Here is a 26,169-nt window from a genome sequence, read left to right as displayed (position 1 = left end):
TATGAGCATGGATAACTTGGCTCAATTATTTAACTCCCTTGGTTCAGTCACAGACAGAGGTATTACTTTTCTGAATGGCAGCAAAGAAGAAAAGGTTGTATCGTACCAATCCCTTCTGCAATCAGCCAAAATCCGATTAGGAGAACTTCAAGCATTTGGGATGCAGCCGGGTAATGAATTGATCTTCCAACTGAACTCGGAAGAAGAGTTTATTGTCACCTTTTGGGCTTGCACGCTTGGAAAAATCATACCGGTTCCGATAACCGTAGGCGGAAATCAGGAGCAAAGAATGAAGCTTTACAATGTGTGGAAAACGTTGAATCATCCGTTTATTGCTGCTGATCAGGATCTCACGGAAAGCTTGGACAAGTTTGCCCGGAAGAATGGATTGGAAGAGGTTGTCCGTGAAATGCATGCCCGAATCTTCGTAGTACAGGACATCTCGAACGTACGAGAGGAACCTATTGTTGAGGGAATTGAAGCTAGCATCCAGCCGGATGACATAGCCTTTATCCAATTTTCTTCAGGTTCTACAGGACAAACCAAGGGTGTAGTAATTACACACCGCAATGTCATGATAAATATACAAGCTATGAATATAGCAACCCAAATCTCCTCTAATGACCGTTCTTTGAGTTGGTTACCCCTGACCCATGATATGGGTCTGATTGCGTTTCATCTTACAAGTACCTTCCAAGGTCTGCAACAGTTTATTATGCCGACTTCCTTATTCATCCGTCACCCTACATTATGGTTAACCAAAACTTCTGAACACCGTGTCACCCAACTATATGCTCCGAATTTTGCTTATAAATATTTTCTGGATTCATATAATCCACTAACCTTTGCATCAACCGATTTGTCTTCGGTACGTTTTATTATGAACGGTGCTGAGCCGATATCTCCGGCACTTTGTTTCAATTTTCTGGAGGCGATGAGTCCTTATGGGTTGGCTTCCAATACAATGCTGACGGCGTACGGCTTGGCCGAAGCAACCGTTGGTGTTTCCTTTGGTAACGTCGGTGATTTGACTTGTTATGTACTGGACAGAAGATATTTGGAGACCGGGAAACCATTCATAGAAGTTGAACCGGGCTCAGAACATGCTGTTTCTTTTGTGGAAGTAGGCAAGCCGGTTCAATACTGTGATGTACGAATATGTGATGATTATGATAAGCCGGTCGAGGAATTGGTGCTGGGCAGTATTCAAATTAAAGGATTGAGTGTAACAAGCGGTTATTACAACAATGCAGCAGCTACGGAAAAAGCTAGTACAGCCGATGGATGGATTCGTACTGGAGATATTGGATTTATGAATGATGGCGCAATAGTCATTACGGGCAGAATCAAGGACATTATCTTTATCAATGGTCAAAACGTATATCCGCATGATATTGAACGTGTAACGGAGGAACTGGAGCAGTTTGATCTGGGGAAAGTCGCTGTATGTGGTGTCTCCAATCCACTTACAGGATCGGAAAGCGTTGTAATGTTTGTACTGTATAAAAAGGACTTGCCATCTTTTATTCCAAGAGTTGGAGAAGCCAAAGCACATATTCAGCAGCGGATGGGGATTGAACTCAAGTCCGTGCTGCCCATTAAGCAAATTCCTAAAACGACGAGTGGAAAATTTCAACGTTACAGGCTTCAGGAGCGGTACGAAACAGGAGAATTTAGTGAAATCGAACAATCCATTCAGAGCATGTTAAGCCATATCCAGGAGAACAAAGAAGTACAACCAGCTCGTGATCATATCGAACAAAAGCTGATTGAGATTGTTGAGTCCGTAGCGGGACTTAGGAATGTCGGAGTAACGGATAACCTGGCTGAAGCTGGATTCGATTCGCTAAAAGTAACGCAGATTCATGAGGCAATCGATGATGCATTTCCAGACAAAATGGCAATTTCCAGCTTGTATTCACATACCTCTATTGTCTCATGGGCGAATCTGATCAGACAAGACAGAGTGGAAATGGAGCCTGTACGGATGGATCGGAGCTTTTTCCATACGGATCGAGGTTACGAAGCCTTGTCGTATCAATTCACTCTCCCAGCTTCATTGGTACAGGATATGCGACTGATTGCACAATCCGAAGCGATCAGTATTCATGTGTTGGCATCAGCTATGTATGCTTACTTGTTACACACGTTGTCAGAACAACCCTCTATTGATATGCACGTATCCTATGGTACAGCGAGAATGATCACACCTGTACGATTGAATTTCGATCAATACAAGACAATGAAAGAGCTCTTTCAAAATGTTCATCAACAGATCATAACCATGCCTTCGGATCGAGCGTTTCCCGTCGAGCAGATGAGCCAGATCAGAACAAGCAGCACGGAGTGGGCAATTATTCCTTTATATGGTGAACAGCATCTGTTCAAGGCATCGGACGATGTACTGAACTATTACGATCTGATTATCCTAGTGTCTGACGAAGGTGATATTCTGCAGTGCAATTGTCGTTTTAATGGACGTAAATTAAAACAGAGCCGTGTGAAACGTCTTATTGCCAATTATGTGAGAGGACTTCAACTATTGGTACAACCGGAATTGAAATGAAATTTCATAGGGGGACGGCCATGCTTGATCAATTGTTCGACAGAGAGCAATGGGAAGAAGAAGATGACCAGGACACTACTACTGAAATGGATATAACAACGGATAATAGACATGATATAGCTGTTATAGGTATCGGTGCGAAGTTGCCGACCGGAGAGTCGCTGGATGAATTTTGGAAGATGCTTGATTATGGAATTGATTGCATACGGGAATTGCCCAATCATCGAAAGGGCCAGTTGGATCAATACTTGCTTCACAAGCAAGGTTCATTGGAGCATGTACGTTATTTGAACGGAGCTTATCTGGACGAAATCGATGAATTTGATTATTCCTTCTTCCGTATGAGTGCACAGGAAGCCAAGCTGATGAGTCCGGTCCAACGATTGTTTTTGCAAACGGTATGGCGTGCGGTTGAGGATGCAGGTTATGGTGGTGACCGTTTGGCTGGAAGTTCAACAGGGGTGTACGTGGGGGTAATCGGAGATCAAGAAGGTTACAAGTACAAACAGATGGTCGAGGAATTAAGCCCGGACATGTTACCAATCGCCACCGTAGGTAATCTTTCGTCCATCATTCCTGCAAGAATTGCGTATCTACTTAATCTGACGGGGCCGGCTATGGTTGTAGACACAGCATGCTCCTCTTCGCTGGTTGCTCTGGATATGGCAGTACGTGCATTACGTGAAGGAAGTTGTGATATGGCTATCGCTGGAGGGATCAGGCTGAATATGATTCCACTGGATAAAGAGTATTACAAAATCGGTATTGAATCCAGTGATGGAACAACAAGAACCTTTGATGAAGATGCGGATGGATCAGGAATGGGTGAGGGTGTAGTAAGTGTTGTACTTAAACCTGTGGAACAGGCATTGCGGGATCATGATCATGTGTATGCAGTCATAAAAGGCACAGCTGTGAATCAGAATGGGTATTCGGCAGGGATCACAACGCCCAATGCGGTAGCTCATGAAAAAGTACTGACTCATGCTTGGCGTGATGCTGGAATTCATCCAGAGAGTCTTTCCTATCTGGAAGCACATGGGACAGGTACGCTCATTGGGGACCCGATTGAACTGGAAGGAATCCAATCGGCTTTTCGCAGATTTACGGACAGAAAACAATTCTGTGCCATAGGATCGGTTAAGTCCAATGTGGGCCATTTGTACGACAGTGCAGGATTAGCGGGTCTGCTGAAGGCGATTATGGCACTCAGATCCAAACGTATTCCCTCTACACTTCATTTTAATAAGCCAAACCCAAAATTTGAATTTGATACATCACCAGTCTATGTCAATGTCATTTCAAGGGAGTGGGAAGCGGCCACTCCTCGAAGATGTGGAGTCAGTTCATTTGGGTTAAGTGGCACCAATTGTCATGTTGTACTGGAAGAAGCTCCGAACATATCAGTGGAATTGGGGCGCGATGACCGTTATCCCTTTTTGATCTCAAGTGTATCATCCGGAAATCTCTCCCGTCAGGTGCAATCATATGTGAAGTGGATCAATGAGAACCCGAAGGCCGATGTGAGGGATGTATGCTGCACAGCAGCTACTGGAAGACAGCATCATGCACACCGAGCGGTGTGGGTGGTCAGTTCGTTGAATCAATTGCTGCAGCATTTAAACGACTTTCTTGCAGAACCCAAGACCGGTAAATATGAACAAGATACATTTAGGAAAAGAAATCAGTTATTCACTATAGAAGAACTTATCTCGAACTGGCATATCGAAGGATGTGATAGAGCAACCGTGCTAGAGGAGTTGTGCACACATTATCAAGGCGGTGCTCAGATCAATTGGTCAAGAATCTATCCAGATGTGACCTATAACAAGTTGAGCTTGCCCACATATTCATTTGAGGAGAGTAAGTGCTGGATTGATACTAACCCCGATAATTCAGTACAGACTGAGGAAGAAGCGATGTATTATTCATTGTCATGGAAGCCTTGGAGCGAGATCGGCAAGATTAACTCATCCAGCATCCATAATGTTGAACGTGTTTTATTAATACGAAATGATACACAGCTACATGCAACCCAGTTGGTGAACCAAATTCGTGAAGCTGGAGTAGCAGTTATCGAAGTGATATTGGGAACATCTTACCTTCAACAGGATGCACAGACATATGTAATTCGAAATAACGAGAGTGATTATATCAAACTTTTGCTGGAAGTGTCCTTTGGAGGTCCCTATCGGATCGTGCATTTAGCATCACTTGACCATTTAGAAAATAAGGAAAACAGGCTGGACAAAGGTCTTATGTCTGTATGGAGACTTACCAAGGCATGCTCACACGTCTTTGCAGAGCAGGTTGAGATGATTTTGGTGACAAGCTTTGCTAATGAAGTGACGGGTGACGAGAAGGTTCTGTATCCGGAGAATTCGGCGATGCTGGCTTTCGGACATACGGTACAGCGTGAGATTCAGAATCTCGAATGCTTCTGTATAGATGTTGACCAAGATTGGGATATCTCTCAGTATTTGCGTTACATTTTGGGGCCGTTGGAGAAGAAGTCTTTGGCGATTAGAAATGGACAAGCATATCAAGCTGAATTCGCACCTGCTGATGTGGGTTCCTTGCCTGATGTTGATATGAACTGGAAAGAAGACGGCGTATACATTATTACAGGTGGACTTGGTGGTCTGGGGATGGAGATTGCTGAACGCTTGCTATCATTTGGACGTATGAATCTGGCTTTGATTGCAAGAACGGCACTGCCCAAACGTCACAATTGGGACATCATTCTAAATGCGAAAAATACTTCACCAGATCTAAAAAGTAAGCTTCTTCGGTTACTTGATATGGAGAAACGGGCCGGACAGTTGATGTATCTCGGAGCTGATGTTGCCGATGCAGATCAGTTAAGTCAAGCCATTGAACAATTAAGAAGTCGTTTTGGATGTATACGTGGCATCATCCATGCAGCAGGCGTTGGGAGTACACAACATGCTGACCAGATGACCGAGGAAGAGTTTACAGCAATGCTGGCTCCGAAAGTGAAGGGGACTCATCTGCTGGATCAGCTAACAGCCGAAGATCAGCCGGATTTTCTAGTCATGTTCTCGTCCGTCGCTACGTTATTTGGTTCTACTGGACAGGCTGCTTATGCCGCCGCGAATGCATATCAGGATGCCTATGCCCCGATGCGGAACCGCAAAGGGATGCGTACGATATCGCTGAATTGGACTACCTGGAAAGAGGTAGGCATGGCTTCCAGAGCCGGGTTTGATTTTGACACCTTATTCAAAGCGATGCCTAAAGATTGGGCATTGGATCGATTGTTCGAAATAATGGGAAAACAGACCGACCGTTTGCTGGTGGGGGAAATGAACTGGGATTCACCCTATTTAAACATTTTGAATAACTACCACTTTCATCTTGATGCCAATATCGGACAAAGGTTACAAAAATTGATGAAAATACCGGAGAGAGCAAAGCAAATATCAATGAAGAAGGAATCCGCTTCTACTGTTCAGATCCCAACGGAAGAGTATGAACTTGAATTAGAATCTTCCGTGGAGATGGACCGGACTATTGCGAATATAGTTGGACCATATTTAGGCATTAAAGAGATGAATGTACATGACAGCTTTTTCGAACTCGGTGCAGACTCTATTATGATTAAGCAGATTTTCTTGAAATTGGATAAAACTTACCCTGGAAAACTCATACTGACCGATCTGTTTGAATATCCAAGTATCTCCAGACTAACTACTTATATGAGCACCACAGAAAAGCAGAAGCCTCACCAGTCTCCTCAAAAGGAAACTTTCGAAGAGGAACTGGATACAGATCTTGAGAATCTGTTCGATGAGATCGAACGTGGAGCAATGGATCTGGATGAAGCAATCATCAACCTTCAAAAGATGTAGGGGGACGTGAAGCGTGGAGAAAATTCTGAAGCTCCTGGTAGAGAGTGTCAAGGACCAGAAGATGAACAAAACAACGGCGGCTCAGATCGTGAAAATGCTAAAAGAAGGGGAAAAGAAACCCATCAAGGATATCGCCATCATCGGTATTTCAGCCAAGTTGCCCAATATGGAAACACTGGATGACTACTGGGATAATATCCAGAGTGGTGTAGATTGCATACGTCCCATTCCCAAGACACGAAAATCGGATATGGACGCTATTCTCTCTTATATGGATATTCCTGAGGGAGATATTCAATATTACGAAGCGGCGTACCTGGACAATATTGACCAATTCGACCATGAATTCTTTCGTTTGCCTCCCAAAGAAGCCAGTTTAACGGATGTTAATCAGCGTTTGTTTATGGAGACGGCATGGGATGCCATGGAGGATGCAGGATACGGTAACGATAAATTATCGGGCACCAATACAGGTGTCTATGTAGGCTTTTCCAACAATATCAAAGATATGTATATGCGATATATTACCGAAACGATGCAGACAAGTGCACTGTCCATCGTTGGAAATTTGGCTTCCATATTATCCAATCGAATCTCGTATCTTCTGAATCTGAAGGGACCCAGTATTGTTGTTGATACAGCGTGTTCCTCTTCGCTCGTAGCTGTCGCCATGGCATGCCAGGCTATCCGGAACAAGGAATGTGATATGGCAATCGCGGGCGGTGTGAAACTTCATCTCATGACACGCGAGAATCAGAATGAGAAAATCGGGATGGAATCTCCAGACTACCGGACCAAAACATTTGATGATTCTGCAAATGGGGCGGGAATGGGCGAAGGAGTCACTGCTTTATTGCTGAAACCACTAGACGCTGCAATGCGTGATGGGGATCAGATCTACGCGGTAATTAAAGGTTTGGCCGTCAATCAGGATGGAAGTTCTGGCGGATTAACTGTACCAAACCCATCCACTCAGGCTGAGTTGATTGTAAAAGCGTGGGAGGACGGTAACATTGATCCCGAAACGATCTCGTACTTCGAACCGCATGGTACGGGGACAGAATTGGGAGATCCCATTGAGATTAAGGGAATTCAGAACGCGTTTAAGAAATATACTTCCAAGAAACAATTTTGTGCGATCGGTTCGGTTAAAACCAATATCGGTCATCTGTACGAAGCAGCTGGAACTGCTGGCTTAATTAAAGCAATTCTGGCGCTGAAAAATAAAAAACTCCCTCCAACTTTGAACTTTGAAAAGCCAAACAGAGCGATTGACTTCAGTGGATCACCCGTTTACGTAAATACTACACTACGAGAGTGGAACACGGATGGAACAACTCCAAGACGGTGTGGTATCAGCTCTTTTGGCATTGGGGGAACCAATTGTCATCTCGTGCTTGAGGAAGCACCTGATCGGGCAACTGCAGCGAATCAAGCGAACACTTCTGTAACAGGTCCATCCATTCTGACGTTGTCCGCCAAGTCTGAGGAATCGCTACGTCAGATGATCAGTAAGTATATCTATTTTCTTGAAAAAAATGAACTGCCAACATTACAAGATATATGTTATACCGCCAACACGGGAAGAGGAAAATTTCCATATCGGGTAGCAATCATAATGAACAGCAACATCGATTTGCATCAGAAACTTACTCAGTTGGAGCGTTCAAAACAGCTATTTGGTACTTCACATGGTTCGCACATCTATACCGGTTTTCACAAGCTGGTTCAAGATGAGGAGGCAGCGGATCAGGAATTCAGAATGTCGCTCTCATCCAGGCATGAGATGAGCGTATCGCTGGGACAAGCTCTTGGAAAATTCATGAACAGTGGGCAGCAAGACATCAATGCGTTACATCAGGCTGCTTCATTCTATGTCTCTGGGGGCGATGCTGACTGGGAAGCGCTCTATGCGAATCAGAATGTATTCAAGGTCAGTTTGCCATCTTACGCATTTCAGACGCACAGATGTTGGATCGACATTCCAAAACGTAACAGAAGATCGGAAAAGGTACAGGCAGAGGGCATGTTTTATCAAGCTGTATGGCAACGATACACGCCCGTATCTCGAGATTCTGTCGTCTCAAAAATGAAAGGCGCCGTACTTCTCTTCCGCGGAAACGATCAAGTCAGTGCTGCCTTGACGGTCCGATTGGAGCGTGAGCTCGAAGCACGAGTCATTCAGGTAGCCTGGGGGGATCGTTATGAGAAGTATGATGATTCGCACTATGTGATTCGTGGTGATGAAAGTGATTACATTCAGTTATTGGATGATATGAAGGGTCAGGGGCTAACCCGCATTATTCACGGGTTTACTCTGGCAGAGAATGATTCAGATGATTATTTACAAAGCGAGGAACAATTGAAGTTAAGCCAGGACCGTGGAATTCAGAGTGCATTCTACTTGACCCGTGCGATTCTACATCATCATGTGACAGAGGGACTTCAGCTTCAATTCATATCCTCCCTAGCGAATGCAGTTACGGGGTATGAAAGTCAGGTACGACCGGAAAATGCAACGCTTAACGGATTCGCAAAAGTCATTGAACAGGAGTATCCGGAAATATCCTGCCGATTCATTGATGTGGATTCAGATACCGATGCGGATACGATCTATGCAGAATTGAATAGCTCCCATGACCGTTTCCAAGTGGCGTATCGCCATAATCAGTCATACGTTGAAGAATTGGATATTGCTAACATTCTGGAAGCCAGTCATGAGGAAGTGACTATTCGTGAGAACGGTTTATATCTTATTGCTGGTGGAACAGGCGGAATTGGCTTGCAGTTCGCGAAGCATCTGGCTGATGAACGCAGCATTCGTCTGGCACTAATCAGTCGTACGGCGATGCCTGATCGCACTGTGTGGGACAAGCTTATTCAAGAAGAAGATCCAAAGATAATATCCATGGAAATGATTGAACGAATGAAAACCATTATGGAGCTTGAAGCCGGAGGATCAAGTGTTGAATTAATCAGTGCAGACATCTCCGATCTGGAGCAGATGACTCAGGTTGTGCAGGGGTTAAGGACAAAATATGGGCAAATCCATGGGGTAATTAATAGCGCTGGTGTTGCCAATGACGGCTTGATTATCCGTAAGGAAGAGACTGCATTCCAAGAGGTTCTGAGACCGAAGGTTCAGGGAACCTGGGTTCTGAATCAAGTAACAGCGCAGGAACCGCTCGATTTCTTCGTTATGTTTTCTTCTGGCATATCCATGTTAGGCGAACCGGGGCAGAGCGATTATGTTGCTGCAAACTGTTTTCTGGATAGCTTTGCGTCTTACCGTGCAAATGGGTCGGGCCGAACGCTAACCATTAACTGGCCTGCCTGGAAGGAAACCGGAATGGCTGCCAGATTTGGTCTGAATGTGGATACAGCATTCAAGACGTTAGCGACTCATCAAGCGATCAGTGCTTTTGACATGGTATTGAGCCGTCGTATACGCCGAGTGTTGATCGGTGAGCCCAATTATGCGAGTGAACTCCTACCGTTGTTAGAGTCGTCAAGAGTTATCCAATTTTCGGAAGCCATGACAGCTCGAATTCAACAGGAACGTAATCATTTGAATTATCATAACAACCAGCTGACGAGAACTGAATATGAGCAGAAGGTTGAACTGCACGGACGAGATAACGGTATATATACAACTACGGAGAAGGAACTTGCCCAACTGGTGGGACATGTTCTCGGGTTTACCGGGTTAGATGTATACGACAACTTGTTTGAACTCGGCGTTGATTCAATATCAATGATGCGCATTATTACTGAGATACGGGTACGCTACCATGTTCACCTAAACTACCACACGTTCTTTGAAGGTATGAATCTGGCAAAGCTTGCAATTCATCTGATTGGTGCACTCAAGGAAACTGGAGCGATATCCGAGTATCCCCAGCAAGAGCCGGAACCGGCGACCCTGTATGAGGACTTCCCTTTGACAGAAGTACAGATGGCTTATCTGTTAGGTCGAGACGAGCGGTTTGAAATGGGGGGAACATCCACTCACTATTATCTGGAATTGGAAACCAAATTGAACATGACGCATTTCCAAACTGCATTGCAAAAAGTGATTCAGCGCCATCCAATGCTGCGAGCAGTCATATTGCCTGAGGGCATGCAACGAATATTGCCACAGGTACCAGACTATAAACTGGAAATCGTTGACGTGTGCCATCTGAATGAGCAGGAAAAGTGGAAACACATTGAGGTGGAACGGGATCGAATGTCCCATCATGTGTTTGAGCCGAGCCAATGGCCGCTGTTTGAATTCAAAGCTTTTAAAATAGATGATACACGGCATTACCTGTTATTCGGTTATGATCTGCTGATCTGTGATAGTGCGAGTATCCAGATTCTTGGAGAGGACCTGGTGCATTATTGCCGTGAGCCGGAAAAGGAACTTCCTGTACTCAAGTTTTCGTTCAAGGATTATATGATGGCATACAGAGAACTGAAAAAGAGTGAGATGTACGCACGTGACAAGAAGTACTGGATGGATCAGTTGGACACATTCCCTTCCGCTCCAGCACTTCCGCTGAAGCAGGAGCCCAGACATATCAAGAAACCGCAATTTTCACGGCTAAGCTGGGTATTGGAACAAGATCCGTGGGAGCAATTAAAGCATAAGGCGCAGCAAAAAAATGTAACACCTTCCGCGCTTCTGTGTACTGCCTTTGCTCGAGTTTTGGCCCGTTGGAGCAATCAGGATCGACTTGCCATCAATCTGGCGGCGTTCAACCGCTTTCCATTTCATGAAGAAACCGATCAAATTATCGGTGATTTTACATCCATCATGTTGCTCGAAATTAACGAACAAAAAAACAAACCTTTTTGGGAACAAGCAAGAGACGTGCAGAGTGGCATGCTCAATATGTTGGAACATCGACATTATGACGGCGTGGAGTTCATTCGAGAACTGGCCCGTCATCGAGAAGCAGGTACTTCCGCCATTATGCCGATTGTATATACCAGCACATTATTTGTGGATGCCATTGGAAGCTGGCAGCATATCGGAGATTTGAAAATGGGTATCAGTCAGACCTCCCAAGTCTACCTTGATAATCAGGTAATGGAGACTGACGGGAGACTGACCATTAACTGGGACTATATTCAGGATCTTTTTCATTACGATACACTTTCCGCCATGTTCGATGATTATACAGCGATAATTACTCATCTGTGTGAGCAAGAGAATATCGAGTTTTTACCAGGTTTGCCTGAACAGGATAAGGCCATCTGGAATGCATTTAATGCAACAGCACAATCATTTCCTATATCTACACTGCATGGGTCTTTTATGGAGCAGGCGACCAAGACTCCTTATCAGACAGCATTGATTTACGGTAATCAGCAAATGACTTACCAACAGCTGGATGAACTCTCCAATCAGCTCGCTCATTACTTGACGCAACAAGGAATAACACGGGGAGACCGGGTGGGGTTGTTAGCCAAACGTGGTATGGAGACAATTGTGAATACCATCGGCATTCTCAAAGCAGGAGCGGTATACGTGCCTGTTGATCCCGATTATCCTGAAGATCGTCAGCAATACATTTTACAAAATAGTAACTGCAAAATGCTGTTATTACCCGAACTTTATACGTTTGAGGGACTGGCTGAATTGCCGGTGGAGCCACTGGAAAATAACGCAGCACCTGACGATCTTGCCTACATTATTTACACGTCTGGCAGCACGGGAACTCCAAAAGGGGCAGCTACTGCCCATGGCCCGGCAATGAATACCATTCGGGATATCAATATGAAGTTTGAAGTGACGGATCAAGATCGGATGCTTGGTATCTCTTCAATGTGCTTTGATCTGTCAGTCTATGATATTTTCGGTGCACTTGCGACGGGTGCAGCACTTGTGATCATTGCTGACCAGCGTGATATTCATGACATGTACGACGCGATACAACAGCATAAAGTAACCATCTGGAATTCAGTTCCAGCCATTATGCAACTGATGGCAGATTACGTAACCGATCAAACCAATGAACAATTAAGACTCATCCTGCTCAGTGGGGACTGGATACCAAAGAAATTGCCAGAGCAAGTACATGGGCGTTTTCCTTCGGCACAGGTTATCAGCTTGGGAGGTGCGACAGAGGCATCCATTTGGTCTATCTATTATCCCATTGATACTGTCAAGTCTGATTGGAAGAGCATCCCGTATGGAAGACCACTTGCGAATCAGACATTCTATACGCTTGACTACACGGGTTGCCTGAGTCCAGTCGATGTCATTGGTGAGCTCTGTATCGGTGGAGCAGGATTGGCTCAAGGATACTTTAATGATCCGGTGAGGACCGACAATGCATTTTTTAATCATCCGGAATTGGGACGTTTATACCGCACAGGTGATTTTGGAGTCTTGCGAAGAGAAGGGTACATTGAATTCCTTGGCAGACGGGATTCCCAAGTGAAAATCAGGGGGTATCGGGTTGAACTTGGAGAAATTGAAAGCCGATTATCTACAGTTCCTAGCGTGAAGCAGGCTGTCGTTATAGATAAAGTGGACATGCAAGGGACCAAGGTACTGGTAGCCTATTACTCAGCGGAGCGCAGCTATGACGAATTGGAGATGAAGCGTCTTTTGGCAAAAGCACTTCCGGATTACATGGTTCCTCAGCATTTAATCCAGTTGCCTGAATTTCCACTTACACCCAATGGAAAGATTGATCGGAAAGCGTTACCGGAACCAACTTTTGGACAACAGTCCAGTGCACTTGCAGGAACAGAAAGCCCAACGGAGCAGAAGCTGATTGGACTCTGTGAATCCGTATTTGGTATGAATGGAATAGGAACTCACGACAGCTTTTTCCAGATGGGGATCAATTCAATTCTAATGGTGCAGCTGGTGAATCGGATTGGGCAGGAATTCAATCAACGTCTCAGCTTCAAGGAATTTATGGCCCTGAGAGATATTTATGAACTGGCGGCTTTGCTTAAGAGCTCTGTGGAAAATGAAGAGTCAGTGGGAACAATTCATTATCCGCAGTATGATCCATGCCCTGATCCTGAAGGCCGACCATTCCCGCTGACCGAGGTACAGATGGCTTATGTCGCAGGAAGAAGTCAGGCTTTTGAAATGGGAGGCACTTCGACACACGGGTACCTCGAATTCGAAACTCAACTGGAGATGACGCGCTTCAATGAAGCACTAATCAAGCTGATTGAACATCATCCTATGTTGCGGGCAATTATCCTGCCTACCGGAGAGCAACGAATCCTGCCACATGTACCGGTATACCGGATGGATATTGAAGATATCAGTGGTTTGAGTCCTGACGAGATGGAACGGGTGATCATAGCCGAAAGAGAACGCATGTCTCATCATATTTTTGAATTGGAGCAATGGCCATTATTTGAGATACGTGCGAAAAAAATATCTGAAAATACACATCTGCTGTTGTTTGGATATGATCTGCTCATTGCTGATGGGGCAAGCATACAGATCTTCAATAATGATCTACTGAAATTCTATCATCATCCCGAGATTGATCCGGAGCCTAATCCATTTACATTCCGCGATTATATTCTTGCTTACAATGAATTCCGTAAATCGAATACGTACCTGGCTGACAAACAATACTGGCTTGCCCGAGTAGAGGAGTTCCCAGCAGCACCTGCACTCCCATTGAAGACAGATCCTGCACAGATCAGCGAACCAAAATTCAAGCGACTTAATGAAGTGTTTGAACCACAGCGTTGGGAGATATTGAAAAAGATTGCTAATGGACATGGGCTAACACCTTCAGCGCTTCTCTGTGCAGCCTATGCCCAGATCTTATCGTACTGGAGCAATCAACAGAAGATTGCACTGAATCTGACAGTCTTCAATCGTTATCCATTCCACCCAAGCATACAGGATATCATTGGGGACTTTACTTCCATGATTTTAATTGATGTGGATATGGCTTCGGGGAATGATTTTATGGGTCATGTGCGTCATGTTCAGGACAGTATACTGGAGGCGCTGGAGCACAGGCATTATGAAGGCATCGAATTCATACGTGATCTCTCCAAGCATCATCAAATGGGGAACAAGACCGTAATGCCAATTGTCTTCACAAGTATGATCTTTAATGAACGTGAGACATCTGAAGCAACTCAGGGACTGATTGGAAAGGTTCGAACTGGGGTCAGCCAAACATCGCAGGTATATCTGGATCATCAGGCTTCGGATGCGGGAGGGCAGCTAACGCTAACCTGGGATTACGTGGATGACTTGTTTGACCAACAGGTGGTCGAAACGATGTTTGCGCAATATATTGCACTGCTGGATGGCCTAATTGTAGGAGAAACGATTACGGGGCCTGACATTCCTTCAGTCGATCGCAGCATTTTGGAAAGGTATAACCAATCAGAAGAAAATATCATGCCAACAACATTGCAACATTTGTTTGATCGTATGGCCAAACATTATCCAGATCAGGATGCATTGTTGTTTGAGGATGAGCGGATGACGTATTCGGAGCTGGACCGAAGATCTGGTCAACTGGCAGGATATTTACTTGAACAGGAGATCGGGCGAGGGGATCGAGTTGGCGTTGTAGCAAGGCGCCGTATGGAGACCATTGTAAATGTAATGGCTATACTTCGCACTGGTGCGGCATATGTACCACTTGATCCGGATTATCCTGAAGATCGGCAAGCTTACATGCTTAAGAATAGTGATTGCCAAATTGTATTGGACGTGGATGCCTATGATCAGGTCTCGGCTTCAGGTTATCCTCTACTCGAAGGTGAGCCATCTGGAACACCTGATGATATTGCATATGTAATCTATACCTCAGGAAGTACGGGTAGACCGAAGGGTGTTGCCATTACTCATGGGGCTGTAACGAATACGATTCAGGATATGAACAGAAAGTTCGGTGTTCATGAGAAGGATCGCATGCTTGGCGTATCTTCCATGTGTTTCGATTTATCCGTATATGACGTGTTCGGTGCGCTTTCCTCGGGTGCAGCTCTCGTAATTGTATCCGACCAAAGAGATATCCGAATGATGAAAGAGGCCGTTGATCGCCATCAGGTTACAATCTGGAATTCGGTTCCAGCGATTATGGATATGTTCATGGATCGACTGGAATCCGATGCTGGACGAAGCTACCGTTGGGCAAGTGATGAAGAGATTCAGGCGTCAACCCAACTGGCTGTGGAGAAAGAGTCAGTAGAATCGGTGTACCATTGGTCATTCTCCACGCTGTGGCGAATGGATGGAAAGCATATCTACGTGGATGAGTTCAAATGCCCTGCATATGCAAAAGGTATGTTCCCTGAACTGTATTTCCTGGCACAAAAGGGGATCCGTCAATCCGAGATTGCTTCTTTCTTCCCGAATGTACCTGTTAGTGAAGTGAATTCGCTCATGGAACTGCTCATTCGTAAACGTGCTTTGGTCAGCGGACTTATGGAGCCAGCGGAAATTTTCAAGAAGCAGACGCAGTTATTCCGCAATCCGTATGACGAAAAGGTGGCATACGATGCACAGGCATACGAGGAATTTAAAAAAATACAGTTGCATCGTAATTTCGGTGAGAACACCACACTTGAGGTCTCACTGGAGCGTGGTGTTGAATATCCTGATTTCATCTCCAAGCGACGTTCTCATCGTTCCTTTAAGGAGGATCAGCCTGTCACCATGAAACAGTTCTCCGATCTGATGGGAGTACTGGGTCAGTATGATCAAGGACAGGAAATTCGGTATTACTATCCTTCTGCGGGAGGGCTATATCCGATAGATGTGTTTGTGTATGTGAAGGAAGGAAGAGTTGCGGGAATGGAGGCGGGCTTGTACTACTTTAGTCCAGTGGATTACACGGTACGCCTCGTTCATGGGAATCAGTCATTCACTGATGAAATGCACTATTACACGAACAGGTCCATTTATCAGTCTTCAGCGTTTACTGTTTTCTTCATTTACAACGCGGAAGCAACCATGCCGAAATATGGCGCGCAAGGTTATTTATACTCCCTTATTGATACCGGAATTATGGTATCCACACTAAACAGTGTTGGAGAGATGTTGGGCATTGGAATGTGTTCGATCGGAGATATGCCTTTTGAGAAAGTGAAACCGTTATTCAATTTAAATGAAAATCAGATCTGGCTTCACACGGTGGAAGCAGGATTGAAGCCAGACGATGATATAGCTTCTACGGAAGAATGGAGCAGCAGAAATTATATCAGACAAAGTCCAAGCGTATCGGTATCCTATGGCGAAAACCCATTGGCTGCTGACCCATCCCTATTATCGGAACGTTCCGTAGCAGTCCTGGGTGCACAGACCGCTCCGCTGGCTAAGTTAAATATCCAAAGTTCTGATATAGAAAGAGCAGTAAGCATTACAAACGAGGGTAACCATCAAAGCAGTCTTCGTCTTATACTGCTCAGCGGTGACTGGATACCTCTATCGTTACCGGGAAAAGTCAGAAATCTGTGTCCTGATGCAAGCATTGTGAGTCTCGGTGGTGCAACAGAGGCTAGTATTTGGTCCATTTATTACCCTATTAATTCAATATCTGATGCGTGGAAAAGTATCCCTTACGGGTATCCGTTGGCGAATCAAACATTCCATGTGCTCGATTATAAACTGCGTCCATGTCCGGTTGATGTTCCAGGTGAGATATTTATCGGCGGAGTAGGTCTTGCACATCAATATGTGAATGACTTGGATAAAACGGAGAAAGCATTCATTCAGCATCCGCTCCTTGGTCGGTTGTATAGAACGGGAGACCATGGCGTCATGCGCAAAGAGGGATACATTGAATTTTTGGGCAGAAAGGACAACCAGATCAAAATCAGGGGGCATCGCGTGGAACTCGGTGAAATTGAAGCCATATTCATTCAGCACCACGCCTTGAAGCGTGTGTATGTAATGGACAGGCAGAACGAGCAAAAGAAAAAATATCTGTGTGCCTATTATGTCTCTGATCAAGAAGTTTCCATTGCGGAATTGCGAGAGTTTCTGATATCCAGATTGCCGGAGTACATGGTGCCTTCATTCTTTATCCGATTGGAAGCCATCCCTCTAACAGCAAATGGAAAAATCAATCGTAACGCATTACCTGAACCAACAGCTCTACACACAGCTCAGGTCCAATACAAGGCTCCCGCCAATGATATTGAGAAACTATTGGTACAGATATGGAGCGAAGTACTTGGCAATGCTCACATTGGTGTGAATCAGCATTTCTTTGAGATCGGCGGCGATTCTGTTCTGATGATCAAAGCACATGCCAGACTTGATGACCAATATCCGGGAATTGTGAAGATAACCGACATGTTTAATTTGCCAACTATTTCGGATATTACCGCATTTATCGAGAATCAGTTGGACGAGATGGATGTAATCCATGTATCCCGCTCCCGCATTCCCTTGTCCATGGATTATTTCGTGGAAGGAGATTCAACATCAAACGAAACAGAAGAGTTGCAGTTTGCCTTATCGGCAGAACTCTATGATCGTGTGGTGAATGCTGCCAGCAGGTGGGACGTGGAGGTGGATGATATTTTATTTGCCGGCTTTGCGTACCTTCTCGCACAGGCCTCCAACCGTGATCGGATAAGTGTGCATGCAGCCATTGGGCAGTCCGATTATATTCAAGTATTTGATCTGGACTTCGGCTCGTTGGAACAATTTAATGAATTATTCCAGCTTATCCATCAATCCAAGGGTCAAGATGGCAGAGAGACCTTCCACACCAAACATGTTAGTACACTCTTGCAGGAGCCCGGTACAGGAACATTACCTTTGTTCTATAACGCTGGTGCAGTTGCTTCGGGAGTACCGGTGTCTGAACTGTACGACTTAACGTTACAAGTGGTTCATCAGGAGGACAGCCTGCACTTTGTATGTGGATTCCGTTCAATGAAATGGCGGAAGAGCAAGGTCGAGTCACTCTTGCAACTCTACTTTAAACTACTGAACCCGATACTCGAATGATCTCAAGCCGACTGTAAAGGAGAGCAAAATGAGAAAAGGATTAATGGGAAGTATTAAACTGGATGATCTCCTGGAATCCGGGGCAGAATCGGTCGATATCGAAAGTGTTTCGACTAAGGACATTGCCATTATTGGAATGTCCGGCAGATTCCCTGGTGCAGAGGAACTCGAGGCATATTGGAGCAATCTGGTTAACGGTGTGGACAGTATCAGCGATTTTCCCGCAGAACGACAATCTTTCACAGATTATTATATGAAGACACGGGGAGAGTCGGTCACGTATACCAAAGCAGGGTTTTTGAATCATATTGACCGATTCGATTATCGTTTCTTCAACCTGTCTCCCCGTGAAGCTTCTCTCATGGACCCCAATCAGCGGTTGTTTCTTGAAACGGCTTGGCATGCCATTGAGAATTCGGGATATGGGGGCGGGAAGCTTAAAGGAAGCAACACAGGTGTGTACGTTGGGTTTCGAAACGATGAAGTATATGACTACAAAAGATTAATCACTGACTTGGAACCTCAGGCAGATCCCAGTGCAGTTCCAGGTAATCTGGCCTCCATTCTGGCTAGCCGGATTTCTTACTTGCTGGATCTGAAGGGGCCGAGCCTTTGTCTTGATACAGCATGTTCATCTTCTCTCGTAGCCATCCATCTCGCGTCCCAGGCCATTCGAAACGGGGATTGTGATCTGGCTGTCGCTGGTGGCGTAAAGATACGTTTGTTTCCCCTCGATGAAGGGAACAAGCTTGGTGTGGAAGCGCCAGATGGCAAAGTAAAGGCATTTGATGCAGATTCGGATGGGACGGTCTGGGGTGAAGGCGCTGCCGCTATTATACTCAAACCTTTGAACAAAGCACTCAGGGATCGAGACCATATTTATGCAGTCATCAAAGGAAGTGCTGTGAATCAGGATGGAACTTCCGTAGGCATCACAGCGCCGAATACCGCTTCACAGACAGATTTGCTGGTGAAAGCATGGAAAAATGCGGGGATTAACCCGGAGACGCTTAATTATATTGAAACACATGGTACAGGAACAGATATGGGAGATCCCATTGAGTTTGAGGCCATTCGCAGAGCGTTCCAAAAGTTTACGAACAAGAAACAATTCTGTGCTATCGGTTCAGTGAAAACAAATGTGGGCCACTTGGATTGTGTAGCTGGCATGGCTTCGCTTTTCAAGGTCATTATGGGGATGCGTGAAGGCATGATGCCACCCACACTTCATTTTCAGCGTCAAAACTCAAAAATCAACTTTGAAGATTCTCCAGTCTATCTCAACACACGCCCTAGAATATGGCATGCCGAAGGAGCTCCACGCAGATGTGGTGTCAGCGCGTTTGGTCTAAGTGGAACCAATAGTCACATTGTAGTTGAAGAGCCGCCACGTTATCACAGGCCAGATACCGCAGTGACCCCGGATATGCAAATTTTAACGATCTCTGCCAAAAGTGCTGCCAGCTTAACAAAGCTGGTGCAAGCGTATCAGGCCTTGCTCGTTTCAGATCCTGAACTTTCGCTGGCAGATCTATCATTTTCGGCTAATACCGGAAGAGGGCACTACACTCAAAGGCTTGCGATCACTTACAGTGATCGCAAGGATTTGGAAAGAAAATTGAAGCTTGTATCAGACGTAAATGGTGGTCCTGATCTCGAGATAAACGGAGTACACACAGGCATACATCGGATAATAACAGCCGGTGCAGGGGAGTCCACGCGAAGTACAGGGGAAATCACGGAGCAGGAGGTCAGACTACTTGGACAGAAGGCCCAAGTATGGCTTTCTGAACCTCATGTTCATCCGAGGGAAGTGCTGTTGGAGGCCATTTGTGATTTGTATGTTCAGGGAGCCGATGTGAGTTGGGAAGATCTGTACAGAGAAAAGTCTGTGCGCAGGATTCCACTTCCGTCATACCAGTTTGAACCGAACATATGCTGGCTGGACTGGAAATCGGACATGGATCAACGCCAGACAGATGACATGTATCGGAGCATGTATAGAACGCGCTGGATCGCGGATTCTTTGGAACCATCCATACCCGATGAGGAGCAGCAGCCAATTGATGATGGGATAACCCTGATATTGCGAAAAGATAAAGACCTTGAAGGCGAAAGGCTTGAAACCACCTTGCGTAATCTGGGACGAAAGCTGGTATCCGTGACATTTGACGGAGATGTTGCCGTTATGGAAGGACTCTCAGGTCTAGTGCAACTTTCTTCAGAAGATGTTTATGTTCATCTGCTTGGTGCATTGCCTTTCAATGATATAACCCGTGTTATTCATCTACTGAGTTCAACGCCCAGAATGCAGGTGCATAATCTGGCGGATCTTTCTCAGGCGGAAATAGAGGGTCCTCTGAGTCTGTTCAGACTGGTCAAATCTCTGGTGCAGAGAGCAGTGTCTGGCCCTGTAGACATATCAATTGCTACGACAACTGCTTATCAAGTGACGGGGGAAGAAGTGGAACTGTATCCTGAGCACGCTGCCTTGATCGGCTGGGCTAAGGTTATAGGAAAGGAATATCCGCATATCCGGTGTCAGTGCATTGACAGAGATGGACATAGTTCACTTGAATCTATTCCGGAGTTAGTTGGTGGCATAGGCATCTCCAACGAGAATTTTGCCTATCGGAATGGTATTCGTTATGTTGAACAGCTGGATGAATGGAACACAGAGACTCAGGAAAATAGCGACTGGCAACTGGTTGAAGATGGAGTATACATCATAACGGGTGGAGCAGGGGGGATAGGTTCAGAGATTGGGAGATGGATGGCTGGTCAGACAAAGGTAAGAATTGTCCTACTGGGACGGACTGAATTACCCAACAGAGAGCAATGGCCGCTGCTTCGTAAGGATGGGAAAGACCAGGCGGCTGTTCAGCAGATTATTCGTGAAATAGATGCCATGGAAAGTCTCGGAGCAATGGTAACTTATTTTAGCGTAGATGTATCCGATGAAATGCGTCTTACCCATACGTTGGATGTTATCAGACAAACGGCTGGTTCTATACGTGGAATTGTGCATTGTGCAGGAACGGGAAGTGATCTGTCTACCGATCAGAAGAGTGAAGATGACGTCAAGCGCACGTTGGCTCCCAAGATCAGGGGGACATGGCTGCTTGATCAACTTACCCGACAAGATCAGCCTGATTTTATGCTGTTATGTTCTTCTGTCGCTACAACATTTAGCACGTTGACTATGGGAGATTATGTTGCAGCCAATGCCTACCTGGATACGTTCGCTGCACAACGAACCAAGCAGGGACTTCACACACTCGCGATTAACTGGGTGACCTGGAGGGAGCGGGGAATGGCAGCACGTTCGGGTTTTACGGCGGATACTATATTTAAGGCCATTTTACCTCAACAGGCGATCCATACTCTCGCAGACGTTGTTACTCGAAAAGTAGACCGCGTTATTATCGGGGAATTAAACATAGATGGTGGGGGCATTCGTTTACTCGAACGTTCAGGGATTCGGGTTGCTCCACATTTGCTCGAACGATTGAAGAGAATGAAGTCTACGACCAGGTCTATAGCAGAAAGGGCTTCTACCCGATCACTTTCACAACATGGCACGGGTCAGGTGATCCTAACGGGAAAAGAAAAAGAGGATTACACCGAAGCGGAACGACGTGTCGCTGATGTCTGCAGACAGGTATTGGGTTTCGAGGAAATTAACATCCATGAAAATTTCTTTGAACTGGGAGCCGATTCACTCTTGTTAAAAACGATGCATGCCAGATTGGAACTGCTTGATCCAGGTTCGCTTATGATTACGGATTTGTTTGAGCACGCAACAGTGTATAAACTGGCCCGTTTTCTGGTAGATAAACGCCAGGGAAGCAACAACATGACACATCATACACCGATGAAAGGAACGGAACAGGACATAGCCATTATTGGTATTTCCGTCAAACTGCCTAACGCCAACAATACTGATGAATTCTGGGACAATATTCGTAACGGGTTGGATTGCAGGACCGCATTGTCTGCAGAACGAAAGGATGCCATTGATCGCTATATTCGATATAAACAGTTTCCTGAGGGCAGCGTTGCTCTTGTGGAAGGGTCCTATATTGATGAGATTGATAAGTTCGATAGTACCTTTTTCCGTTTGTCTCCCAAGGAAGCAAGCCTGATGGACCCACATCAGCGTCTTTTCCTGCAGGCATGCTGGGAAGCAGTTGAAGATGCCGGTTGTGTAGAAAACATTAGTGGAAGTTATACCGGGGTGTTTGTTGGATACTCGCCGAATATTCGCGATATGTATTCACGACTCATTTATGAAACCAATCCGACTCTGCTATCCAGCGCTATGGTGGGCAACACAGCAGCAGTTACCTCTGGAAGAGTATCTTATATGCTGGACTTGAAGGGGCCATCGATGGTCGTAGATACAGCCTGTTCATCATCCCTCGTTGCTGTAGATGCTGCATGTCAATCGATTCGTAGCGGCAAATGTGAAATGGCCATAGCTGGTGGGATTAAAATCCATACCATGCCAATTCATCACACGAATACACGCATGGGAATAGGCATGGAATCCATGGATGGAATCACGCGTGCATTTGATGAGGAATCCGAAGGAACGGGATTTGGCGAAGGCATCGGTGTAATCATGCTCAAACCACTCGAAAAAGCTAAACAGGATGGCGACCAAATCTATGCGGTCATTAAGGGATCAGCATCCAATCAGGATGGCAGTTCTGCCGGGATGACAGCACCAAATCCGGCGGCTCAGGAAGACGTGATTCGCAAGGCATGGGATGATGCTGGCATTGATCCTGCGACCATTGGTTATGTGGAAGCTCACGGGACGGGTACACCTTTAGGGGATCCGATTGAAGTAAACAGTTTGACGAATGCATTTCGTATGTTCACCGACAAACGAAATTTCTGTGCGATTGGATCTGTCAAAGCCAATATGGGTCATCTGCTTGAAGCAGCGGGAATTGTCGGGTTGATCAAAACTGCGTTGGCACTTAAAAACAAGGAATTGCCTGCAACGATTCACTTTAATCGACCCAATGAAAATATCCCGTTTTACGATTCTGCCATATACGTCAACACCGTTACTCGTAAGTGGGAGGTTGAAGGCCATCCGCGGCGAGCTGGCGTCAGTGCGTTTGGCATGAGCGGAACCAATGCCCATATTGTGTTGGAAGAGCCACCGGCAGACTATATCCATAAAGAACTGTCTGACCATGTTCCTCACGTTGGGCCACAGTTGTTCATGCTTTCAGCCAAATCACGTGAGAGCTTGCAGCAACTTGTTACGAGGTACGTTGCATATGGTCCGCAATTATTACCAATGGATCTGCAGGATATTTGTTACACGGTCCAGGCTGGTCGCAGTCATTATCCGCATCGATTAATTTTTGCAGTGAATACAACAATAGAACTTGTTTCCCGTTTGAATGAATTGAACCGGCTCTACTTTTGGGAGTCTGATCTTGGCGACACCGGCAAGATTTTCTATCGTTATGGAGAACACCGATTGGTATCAGGTACGGATGGGATTAGACGTCCAGATGATCTTACTCTGGTTCAGAAGGAAAGTTTGAACACCGAAATTCAAGAAGTGGCATTAGCGTGGAGGGACGGCTTGTACAGGGACGAATCCATGCAGGTCAAAATTAGTGAGTTGTATTCGGCGGGCGCAGATTTGCCACCATTATTATGGAATGACGGACAGGCAACTCGTAAAGTGCGGCTCCCGGTGTATGCTTTCGAGCGTAAGACACACTGGCTGGACATACCCGACGTCGCCCCTGTAAAAGTGGAACGTATGGAACAACCATTTCATGTTATTCGTTGGGTTAACACGCCATCCAACGATGGGACATCATGGATGTCCTCCGAATCTGGAGATGTGTTATTGTTCACAGGAAAAACCGCTCTTTCGGCATCGATCTATGAGAGATTACTAGCTGCGGGTCGGAAGGTTGTAAGAGTAGAAATTGGACTTCAAAAGGATTCTACTCCAGGTAATGGATGGTATGGCGTTGATTCAAATAAAGAGGCGTATGAGGATTTGTTAACAGATCTTCAATCCGAGTATCAATTCACACATATTATCCATATGTCAACGACTGAGCAAGCAGTATTTCCCGAGAGTATCGAACAATTAGAGGTGACCCAGCAACGTGGGGCTCGCAGCCTGATGTATCTTACACAGGCGCTGGCACATGTGGGTTATGAACGCGGGCTGAGCCTTACGCTGGTATCTGATTATGTGAACGAAGTGACAGGTAATGAACGTGTCCTTCAGCCACAACAAGCTCCTTTTATGGGAATGGGACGAGTTGTAGGTCAGGAATTGATGGGCATATCCTGCAAATTTCTGGACGTTGATGATGTTGTCTCTGCTGAAGATGTGTTACAAGAGATCGGCCGAAAGTCTGATTTGTATCTTGTTGCTTACCGGGAAGGTACCCGTTATGAGGAGCAGTTCGAGACTTTGAACGATACGACGGTGATCGGCCATGCGCCAGCAATTCAAAATGACGGTGTATACGTGATTACCGGCGGCACGAAAGGCATTGGACTGGAAGTTGCCCAGTACTTGGCTGACAAGGGAGCAGGACATGTTGCTTTGCTTGCCCGTTCACCTTTTCCGCCGCGTGACCAGTGGACTGAATGGCTTGATCAGAACAGAGACAGGGAAGTGTGCGAGACGATAAACCGCGTCACGGATTTGGAGAAGAAGGGAACATCATGTTCCTTTTATCAAGTGGATATCGGGCATCTGGATAGGCTACGTGAGGTATTTGATGAACTTCGACATACCTGCGGTCCCATTCGTGGCGTAGTCCACAGTGCCGGTGTACCTGGTGAAGGCATGCTGATGCGCAAGACGGAGGAACAGTTCTCAGCGGTGATAGGTCCCAAAGTCCATGGAACATGGGCGCTTGATCAGGTCACGCTTGAGGATAATCTTGACTTCTTCCTGCTCTTCTCCACGATCTCTTCGGTGTTTGCTGCTCCGGGTCAGGGGGACTATGCTGCTGCCAATGCATACCTGGATGCGTTTGCTGCATATCGAAGCAAGCTCGGGAAACGAACCCTAACTATGAATTGGAACACATGGCGAGATACGGGGATGGGCGTTCGTTACGGCATCAATGTGGATGGCGTATTCTCTGCCATTCCTACGGAGCAGGGCATTGCATGGCTGGATCGTGCGATGGGAATGAACTTGAATCGGGTAATCGTCGGCGAGATCAATCGTGAAAGCAAATTGCTTGGCATGATGTCAAGTGTTGCTGTGAGACTATCTGATGACCTGAGATCCTTGGCTACTGATGAGAAAACTGTGTTTCCTGAAACTCAGAACCAGACCGGTTATGCAGAAGTTACTCTGGATGGCAGGACAGGAGAAGGAGCATATAGCGATGCTGAGGATCTGATTGCCAAAATCTTCGGTTCGGTACTAGGGTTCAGTGAAATCAATATTTATGACAGTTTCTTCGAATTAGGGGGAGATTCGATCATGTTGGGCCAGATGCATGAGTTATTGGATCGGCATTTCCCCAATAAGATCAAACTGGTAGATCTGTTTGAATATACAACCGTAGACAAACTCAGCAATTACATTGCAGGAAATGAGCAACATATCCTGCAAGCTGCACCGATAACATCCGCATCAGAAGAGCAGGACGGAGATTGGAATGACTCATTAAGCCATATGCTGGACAAGTTGCAGGACGGGGAAGTATCTGTCGAAGACATTCTTCATCGTTTGGATGAAATACGGCCAGGGGAGTGAG

Annotated in this window: 4 protein-coding genes; all 4 read left to right on the top strand. The window is 45.7% G+C overall.

Annotated features, from left to right (window positions below; translation table 11 throughout):
- Nucleotide 1: 1 nt before the first annotated feature.
- The 4 genes from EL84_RS29085 to EL84_RS31030 are packed head-to-tail and all read left to right on the top strand — an operon-like array spanning nt 2 to nt 26,168.
- Nucleotides 2–2,566 (top strand): non-ribosomal peptide synthetase, encoded by a 2,565-nt coding sequence (locus EL84_RS29085; protein ID WP_053061647.1) that lies wholly within the window; start codon nt 2–4, stop codon nt 2,564–2,566.
- A 20-nt stretch (nt 2,567–2,586) separates the two neighbouring features.
- Nucleotides 2,587–6,438, top strand: a complete 3,852-nt coding sequence (locus EL84_RS31035) for a type I polyketide synthase (protein WP_053061646.1) — start codon at nt 2,587–2,589, stop codon at nt 6,436–6,438.
- Nucleotides 6,439–6,451: 13 nt separating this feature from the next.
- The gene (locus tag EL84_RS29075) at nt 6,452–18,394 is read left to right on the top strand and encodes a non-ribosomal peptide synthetase (protein ID WP_047843974.1); all 11,943 of its coding nucleotides are present in this window, start codon (nt 6,452–6,454) and stop codon (nt 18,392–18,394) included.
- A gap of 28 nt (nt 18,395–18,422) precedes the next feature.
- Nucleotides 18,423–26,168, top strand: a complete 7,746-nt coding sequence (locus tag EL84_RS31030; RefSeq protein WP_053061645.1) for an SDR family NAD(P)-dependent oxidoreductase — start codon at nt 18,423–18,425, stop codon at nt 26,166–26,168.
- The last annotated feature ends 1 nt before the right edge of the window (nt 26,169 follow it).

This window comes from Paenibacillus sp. VT-400, from assembly GCF_001029205.1.
GTDB lineage: Bacteria > Bacillota > Bacilli > Paenibacillales > Paenibacillaceae > Paenibacillus > Paenibacillus amylolyticus.
The sequence above is the reverse complement of the archived record's forward strand: the minus strand, read 5'-3'. Positions and strand labels throughout refer to the sequence as shown.

What these genes read in the sequence shown, in the direction of transcription:
- EL84_RS31030 (WP_053061645.1), top strand. Translation starts at nt 18,423, where the DNA reads ATGAGAAAAGGATTAATGGGAAGTATTAAACTGGATGATCTCCTGGAA.
- EL84_RS31035 (WP_053061646.1), top strand. Translation starts at nt 2,587, where the DNA reads ATGCTTGATCAATTGTTCGACAGAGAGCAATGGGAAGAAGAAGATGAC.
- EL84_RS29085 (WP_053061647.1), top strand. Translation starts at nt 2, where the DNA reads ATGAGCATGGATAACTTGGCTCAATTATTTAACTCCCTTGGTTCAGTC.